This window comes from Actinomycetes bacterium, from assembly GCA_036000965.1.
Taxonomy (GTDB): Bacteria; Actinomycetota; CALGFH01; order CALGFH01; family CALGFH01; genus DASYUT01.
Genome location: DASYUT010000114.1, coordinates 1 through 7,193 on the forward strand (window position 1 = coordinate 1; position 7,193 = coordinate 7,193).

General features: G+C 69.0%; 6 protein-coding genes. 5 read left to right on the forward strand and 1 reads right to left on the reverse strand.

Features of this window, described 5'->3' with window-relative positions:
- The first annotated feature begins 111 nt into the window (after positions 1-111).
- Positions 112-816, forward strand: coding sequence for a hypothetical protein (locus VG276_09375; protein HEV8649598.1), 705 nt, complete (start codon positions 112-114; stop codon positions 814-816).
- Between the two features lie 79 nt (positions 817-895).
- Here the strand turns inward: VG276_09375 and VG276_09380 are convergent, their stop codons facing one another.
- Entirely contained in the window at positions 896-1,951 is a 1,056-nt protein-coding gene (locus VG276_09380; protein HEV8649599.1) for a LacI family DNA-binding transcriptional regulator, read from the reverse strand.
- Between the two features lie 166 nt (positions 1,952-2,117).
- Between VG276_09380 and VG276_09385 the strand changes: the two genes are divergently transcribed.
- The 4 genes from VG276_09385 to VG276_09400 are packed head-to-tail and all read left to right on the forward strand — an operon-like array spanning position 2,118 to position 7,041.
- The gene (locus VG276_09385) at positions 2,118-3,053 is read left to right on the forward strand and encodes a sugar ABC transporter permease (protein HEV8649600.1); all 936 of its coding nucleotides are present in this window, start codon (positions 2,118-2,120) and stop codon (positions 3,051-3,053) included.
- A complete protein-coding gene (locus VG276_09390; GenBank protein HEV8649601.1) occupies positions 3,050-3,910 on the forward strand; it encodes a carbohydrate ABC transporter permease in 861 nt (286 codons plus the stop codon). Before VG276_09385 ends, VG276_09390 begins: the two co-directional genes overlap by 4 nt.
- A 41-nt stretch (positions 3,911-3,951) precedes the next feature.
- Positions 3,952-5,229 carry an extracellular solute-binding protein gene (locus VG276_09395; GenBank protein ID HEV8649602.1) on the forward strand — a complete coding sequence of 426 codons (1,278 nt, stop codon included), beginning with the start codon at positions 3,952-3,954 and terminating at the stop codon, positions 5,227-5,229.
- A gap of 9 nt (positions 5,230-5,238) precedes the next feature.
- Positions 5,239-7,041 carry a glycoside hydrolase family 2 TIM barrel-domain containing protein gene (locus VG276_09400; GenBank protein HEV8649603.1) on the forward strand — a complete coding sequence of 601 codons (1,803 nt, stop codon included), beginning with the start codon at positions 5,239-5,241 and terminating at the stop codon, positions 7,039-7,041.
- Positions 7,042-7,193 lie beyond the last annotated feature (152 nt).

The window sequence follows — 7,193 nt, forward strand, 5'->3', positions numbered from 1 at the left end:
CCAGCGCCCAGCGCCGGCTCCTGGCCGCGCTCGACCTGGCCGAGCCACCCCGCGTCCTGGACGCCACCCCGGCCAGCGCAACCCGCTGACCAGCACGAACATCACGGCCTAGTGACACGCCCCGTCACCGGGCCGACCACCCTTCCCCCTGCCCAACCAGCCAACCCGCCGACCAGCGACGATCCCAACTGCGGAACGCCGGCCAGGCGGGTGCACCTGGTCGGGGTGACCGCCAACCCCGCCGGCGGCTGGGTCACCCAGCAGGCACGCAACCTGCTGCTGGTCCTGGGAGAGAAAGGCCGACAGGTGCGTTTCCTTGTCCGCGATCACGACGCGAAGTTCCCCCGCAGCTTCGACGACGTGTTCCGCGCCGAGGGCGCCGAAGTGCTCCTCACACCCGTCCGTGCGCCCAAGGCGAACGCCTACGCGGAGCGGTGGGTTCGGACCTCCGTCCTGAGTGCCTGGACTGGCTGCTGCTCGTCGGCCGCAGCCACCTGCCGCAGGTCCTTCGGGTCTACGTCCAGCATGACAACCGCCACCGTCCACACCGGGCGCTCATGCTGCAACCGCCAGAGCCGCCCGCCCGGCCGACCATCCCTGGCGGGGATGACCGGGGCGCTGTGCACCGACGCGACCTCCTCGGCGGACTCCTCCACGAGTACCGGCGAGCTGCATGAACGCGTTTGCGTGCCCTTCACGCTCGCGTTCGGCCTCCAGGCGCTGCTGCTCGTCGCGCAACGCGGCGTTCTCGTCCTCAAGGCGGGCGATGCGCCCCTGCAACGCCGCCGGGCCAGCCAGCTCCCCGACGGCGCCTGAAGCCATGACCATCGACATAAGACCCGAAGGTTACAACCAGCCCATCCGCCGTCAAGACCCGCTATCTCAATACGGTTGGTCAACCCGGCGGGCCGACACGTTTTGTCTCTGAGTGAACCGAGGGCGGCCTGCCGACCGAGCTCTCGCGGACCACGAGCGTGAAGTCGGCCTGCACCTCGCGCGGCGGCTCTGCGTTGCCCTCCTTGATCCGCGACAGCAGCAGGTCTACGACGAGGTTTGCGATCTGTGCCTTGTCGGGCGAGATCGTCGTCAGGGACGGGGTGCTGAACCGCCCGTCCTCGATGTCGTCGATCCCTACCACGGCGACGTCCCCGGGGACGCGGTAGCCGCGGTCGAGCAGCGTGCGAATGGCGCCAAGGGCCATCACGTCGTTGTAGCAGAAGACCGCGTCCGGGGGGGTCTCGTGGGCCAGCAGCCGTTCCATGGCGCGGGCACCGCCCCGTCGGTCAAGCGACCGGGTGGGCACCACCAGGCGGCGTTCGACGACGGCGCCGACGCCTTGGAGGGCCGCCGCGTAGCCACGGTAGCGGAGGTGCTCGGCTGCCGCGTCGGGAGTCTGCCGGCAGCCGATCGCCGCGATCCGTCTCCGACCGAGCTTGAGCAGGTGCGCCGTGGCCGTACGGGCGGCGGCGACGTTGTCGATGGCGACGTGGTCGGCGGGGCCGTGGTAGACCTGCTCGCCGAGCAGGACCAGCGGCGTCTCGTCTGTACGTGCGCGCAGGTCCTTGGGGCGCAGCGCGACGGGGCTCAGGATGAGGCCGTCGATCAGGTGGGGGCCGCCGTCGGCGAACAGGCGCTTCTCGCGCTTCGGCATGCCGTCGGTCTGCTCGATGAGGACCGTGTAGGAGTGCCGCTCCGCGGCCTTGACGATGTGCCGGGCGAGCTCGCCGAAGTAGGGCGCGTCGATCGCTGGGACCGCGAGGGCGAGGATCTCCGAGCGACCCGTGCGGAGGCTTCGAGCCGCGAGGTTGGGCCGGTAGTTGAGCTCGTCGAGTGCCCGCTGCACACGCGTGCGCGTGGCCTCCGTGACGTAGGGGTAGTCGTTGACGACGTTGGAGACGGTCCGCACCGACACGCCTGCGAGCTTCGCGACGTCCTTGAGGCTGACCGGCATGCACCCTCCTCGACTGGCCCGATCACCCTACCGCCGTCGGCCTGCCCACGCCCTCGTGGCCTGGGGCTCTTGACTATCAACAGCCAGTCTGCTAAGCCTTGCAACGTTGCAGAGAGGGTAGCACAGCTGGAGCTGGACCGGCTTCGACTCTCTAGGAGGCGGGAGGATGGCCACTCTCGAGCAGACGGTTCGTGTCCCGGCGAAATCTCCCGTTGCCACGTGGGTTCGTCGGTATCGCTTCGAGCTCGCCCTGGTCCTGCCGCTACTGACCTACGTGCTGGTGCTCACCGTCGCCCCGATCATCGACACCTTCCGGCTCTCCTTCACCGCTCCCGAGGGCGGGTTGTCGTTGGAGAACTATCGGGCGATGTTCGGGTCAGAGGTGTTCCGGACCGCGGTGGTCAACACCCTGATCGTGGCGCTGCTGTCGCTGGTCCTGGAGATCGGTGTGGGACTCACCGTCGCCCTGGCCCTCAACGTGCCGTTTCGGGGCCGGGGGTTCGTGCGCACCGTCACGCTGATCCCCATCGGCGTCCCCACGATCGTCTCCGGGGCGGTGATGCTGCTCATCTTCGCCCGGTCGGGCTACCTCAACTCCCTGCTTGCCGGCTTCGCCAACCTGGTGAGCCTGCTCCCGGGTATCGACTGGAACTACCGCCCGATCGGGCTGACGGTGGCCGGGGGGTGGAGGACCCTGCTGACCGTGGCCGTGGCGGACATGTGGAAGGTCCTGCCGGTGATGATCCTGATCTTCCTGGCCGGCCTGCAGTCCATCCCGGAGGAGCTCTACGAGGCCGCCGACGTCGACGGGGCCACGAAGTGGCAGCGGTTCCGCCGGGTCGTCCTGCCCCTGCTGATCCCCTTCATCACGATCGCCGTCATCCTGCGGGCGATCGACGCCTTCAGGATCTATGAGCTGGCCCTGGTGCTGTCCGGGCGGGTGGAGCCCGTCCTTGGCACCTACATCGGCACGGTGTACCTGCCGCCCACCAGCGACCAGTACACCGCGGCGGCGGCATCCATCGTCCTGTTCGCGATGATCATGGTGTTCATCGTCCTGTACCTGCGGTTCGTGGCCGCTCGTGGGGAGATCCGGTCATGAGCACCGGCTCCCTCACCCGGCCCCGGATCAGCAGGCGGGACCCCCTGGACCGCCCCCTGAAGGTGGTGTTCCCGCTGTGGGTGATCGGCTCAGTCCTGCTGGTGGCGTTCCCGCTGTACCTGGTGTTCCTGGTGTCGTTTGCACCCGGGTCGGCCCTGTTCGGCGACACCCCCAAGCTGTTCTTCACCGACTTCACCCTCAGGTGGTGGGAGCGCGTCATCGAGGGTGGCGACCTGGTTCCGCCGCTCGTCAAGAGCCTCACGGTGGCCAGCATCACCACGCTGCTGGCGATCGTCATCGCCGCGCCCGCCGCCTACGTGATCGCCCGCCTGCGGCCCAGCCTGCGGTACACGATCGTGATCGGGCTGCTGGTGACACGGATGTTCCCGGAGTTCGCCATCGGCATCTCGGTGGCGACGCGGTTCGCCGGATGGGGCCTGGTCGACACCTACCTCGGTCTGATCCTGGCGCACCTGATCGGGACGCTGCCGTTCATCGCCTGGATCCTTGTGGGCACCTTCGAGACCGTGCCGATCGAGCTCGAGGAGGCAGCGCAGCTCGACGGCGCGTCGCGGATGGCCACCCTGCTGCGGGTGGTGTTCCCGATCGCGGCGGGGGGGATCGCGGTCGCCTCCCTGTTCGTGTGGCTGTACTCCTGGAACGAGTTCCTGTACGCCCGCCTGCTGATCACCAACCAGAACACCCTGCCGCTGCAGGTCTTCCAGGCGATCGACCGGGGCAGCACCCAGACCATGGCGACCGTGGCGGCCGTGCTCACCCTACCGATCCTGCTGGTCGTGTACTTCCTGCAGCGGCATCTCCGCCCCGGCGCGTTGACCGGGGCCGTCAAAGGATGAGGCATTCCTCTCGTGTGTTGGTTCGAGATGGAGGTGGACCGATGAAGCGACGTCACCTGCTGTGGCTCGCGCTGCTCGCGACCCTGGCCCTGGTGGCTACGGCCTGCGGCGGCGGCGAGGAGGAGGGCGGTCAGCCCGCGGCGGGCAAGACCCTGTCCGGCACCACCATCACGTTCAGCACCGTGCTGGCCGAGGCGGAGCTGCCCGCCGTCCGGGAGGTCCTGGGCAAGTTCGAGGCCCAGACCGGCGCCAAGGTCAATTTCACCCAGGTCACCTCCGCGGACCTGCCGCAGAAGCTCCAGGTCGAGGTGCAGTCCGGCCAGCACACCATCGACCTGTTCGCGCAGGACAACCTGGCGCTCCGGATCCTGGTGGACCGGAAGCTGGTGGAGGACCTCTCCGCCGTGCAGATCCCCGCCGGCGTCAAGCAGGAACTGCTCCCGGAGAAGTTCGACGGCAAGCAGTACTTCCTTCCCTACCGGCCCAACGTCCGGGTGGCCTACACCAACAACGGCAAGTTCCAGCAGGCCGGCGTCCAGCCGCCCACCACCGTGGACCAGCTCACCTCGGTGGCGCAGAAGCTCAAGCAGGCGGCCGGCGGGACGCCCAAGGTGACGCTGTCGCTGGCGCAGGGCGACCCCGCGGCGGTCACCATCTCGGAATGGATCGTCTCCTACGGCGGGAACCCGTTGATCCTGAACGATCAAGGGTCGGTGCGGGCCTTCACGACCCTGCAGCGGCTCTGGCAGCAGCAGCTGCTGGCCAAGGAGAGCCTGCAGGCGAAGTTCGACACCGAGGTGAACTACCTCCAGGGCCAGACGTCCTGGCTGGCGCAGAACTGGCCGTTCACCTCCAGCTCGCTCAACGACCAGGGACTCCTGGAGGAGTTCAGCGTCTACGAGGGATGGGCCGGGCCCGCGCGTGCCGCGCACGTGATCGGCGGGGAGGTCCTGGGGATCCCCAAGGGGGTGAGCGGGAAGCAGAAGGAGGCGGCCATCCAGTTCGCCAACTTCCTGATGTCCAAGGAGGCCCAGGAGGTCTTCGTGGCGAAGAACGGCTGGCCGTCGGTCCGGGACGACGCCGCCGCGCAGGTGCCAGCGGAGCTGAAGACGACGTTCGAAGCCATCCAGAAGGCCCTTACGGACGGCTGGTACCGCCCCAACGTTGCCTACTGGAGCGATGCTTCGGACGCGATGAACGCAGCGATCCAGCGGATCATGGTCAAGGGAGAGCCGGTCCAGCCGACCCTCGACAGACTGCACAAGGATATCGAAGCCGCCGCCAAGAAGAAGGGCGCCCAGTACCCGCCGACCGCGTAGCTCGTGGACGTGGGCGCGAGCCTTCCCCGCCCGGAGTATCCGCGGCCGCAGCTGCGCCGCGGGCGTTGGCGCAACCTCAACGGCACCTGGTCCTTCGCGTTCGACGACAACGACAGTGGCCGGGCGCGCGGGTGGCAGCACCTGCGCGCCCTCGGCCCCGACAGCATCCTCGTCCCCTTCTGCCCGCAGTCACCGCTATCCGGCATCGGCGACCCCTCGTTCCATGACGTCGCCTGGTACGCACGCACCTTCGCCGCGCCGCAGCGCTCGGACCGGGAGCGGGTCGTGCTCCACTTCGGCGCCGTCGACTACCGGGCAGCGGTGTGGCTCAACGGGCAGCTGGTCGCCACCCACGAAGGCGGCCACACGCCGTTCCGCGCGGACATCACCGACGCCTTGTCGCCCGCCGACAACGTGCTGGTGGTCCGAGCCGAGGACCCCGGAAGCGACCCGACCATCCCACGCGGGAAGCAGGACTGGCACCAGCGCCCCTCCCACACCTTCTACAGCCGCACCACCGGCATCTGGCAGACCGTCTGGCTGGAGGTCGTCGACCGCACCCACGTCAGCAACCTTCGTCTGGAGCCGGACGTCGACGCCGCGGCGCTGCATGCGGTCGTGCACCTGGCCGGCTGGGAGCCGGGCACCCACGTCCGGATCGTCGCCACCAGCCAGGGCCAGCCCGCCGGCGCCGCCACCGTCGCCGCGGCGGCCGACGAGGCGCAATTGACGGTCCGCCTGGGCGAGGAGCCGCTGCGCCTATGGGCGCCGGAACACCCCGCGCTGTACGACCTGACCGTCGAGGTCGTCGACGCCGCCGGGCAGGTGCGGGACCGCGTCGCCAGCTACGTCGGCATGCGCAAGGTCGAGGTGGCGGGCGACCGGCTGCTGTTGAACGGCAAGCCGGTCTACCTCCGGCTGGTGGCGGACCAGGGCTACTGGCCTGACGGGCTCCTGACCGCGCCAAGCGACGAGGCGTTGCGCCGCGACATCGAGCTGGCCATGGCGATGGGCTTCAACGGCGCGCGCAAGCACCAGAAGGTCGAAGACCCACGGTGGCTGTACTGGGCGGACCGGCTCGGCTTCCTCGTGTGGGGCGAGATGGCCAACGCCCACCGGTTCTCACCTCGCTACGTGCAGCGCATCACCCGCGAGTGGCAAGAGGTCATCGCCCGCGACTACAACCACCCATCCCTCATCGCCTGGGTGCCCATCAACGAGAGCTTCGGCTGCCGCAGCCTCGGACCCGACCAGCGCACGCCGGTGGGGCGGTTCCACGCCGACCATGCCAGCGCGATGTACTTCCTCACCAAGTCGCTGGACCCGACGCGTCCGGCGCTGTCGAATGACGGCTGGGAGCACACCCACTCCGACCTCTGCACCGTCCACGACTACCGCGGGCCGGAGGCGCTGGCCGCTCGCTTCGGCTCGGTGGAGCGGCTGCTCACCTCCCCAGGCGACGGCCGGCGGGTGTATGCGGACGGCCACAGGCACGGCGGGCAGCCCATCCTGGTGACCGAGTACGGCGGCATCTTCCTCAACACGCCGGTCGACGGCTTCGACTACGCCGTCGCCGACAGCGACGAGGACTTCATCCGTCGCCTGCGCGAGCTCACCTCGGCGCTCCTCCACAGCCCCATCGTCAGCGGCTTCTGCTACACCCAGCTCAGCGACGTCGAGCACGAACGCAACGGCCTGCTCACCGCCGACCGCACACCAAAACTCGACCTCGCCCGTGTCCGCGACATCATCACCGCACCCCACGTCCGCGACCATCCCCCGACATCGTCAGCAAGATCTCCTCTCGTCTGAGCTCTCGCCGGCTCGGGAAAATCTTCGAGAGGCCGGTCAAGAGCGCCCGGCGCCTCACGCAGTGTACGACCCGGTCCCCGCACTCCGATCCTGGCACCGCGTTCGACCGGACATCGTTCACCTATACATAAGCCCGCTGCCTGCACGAGCGC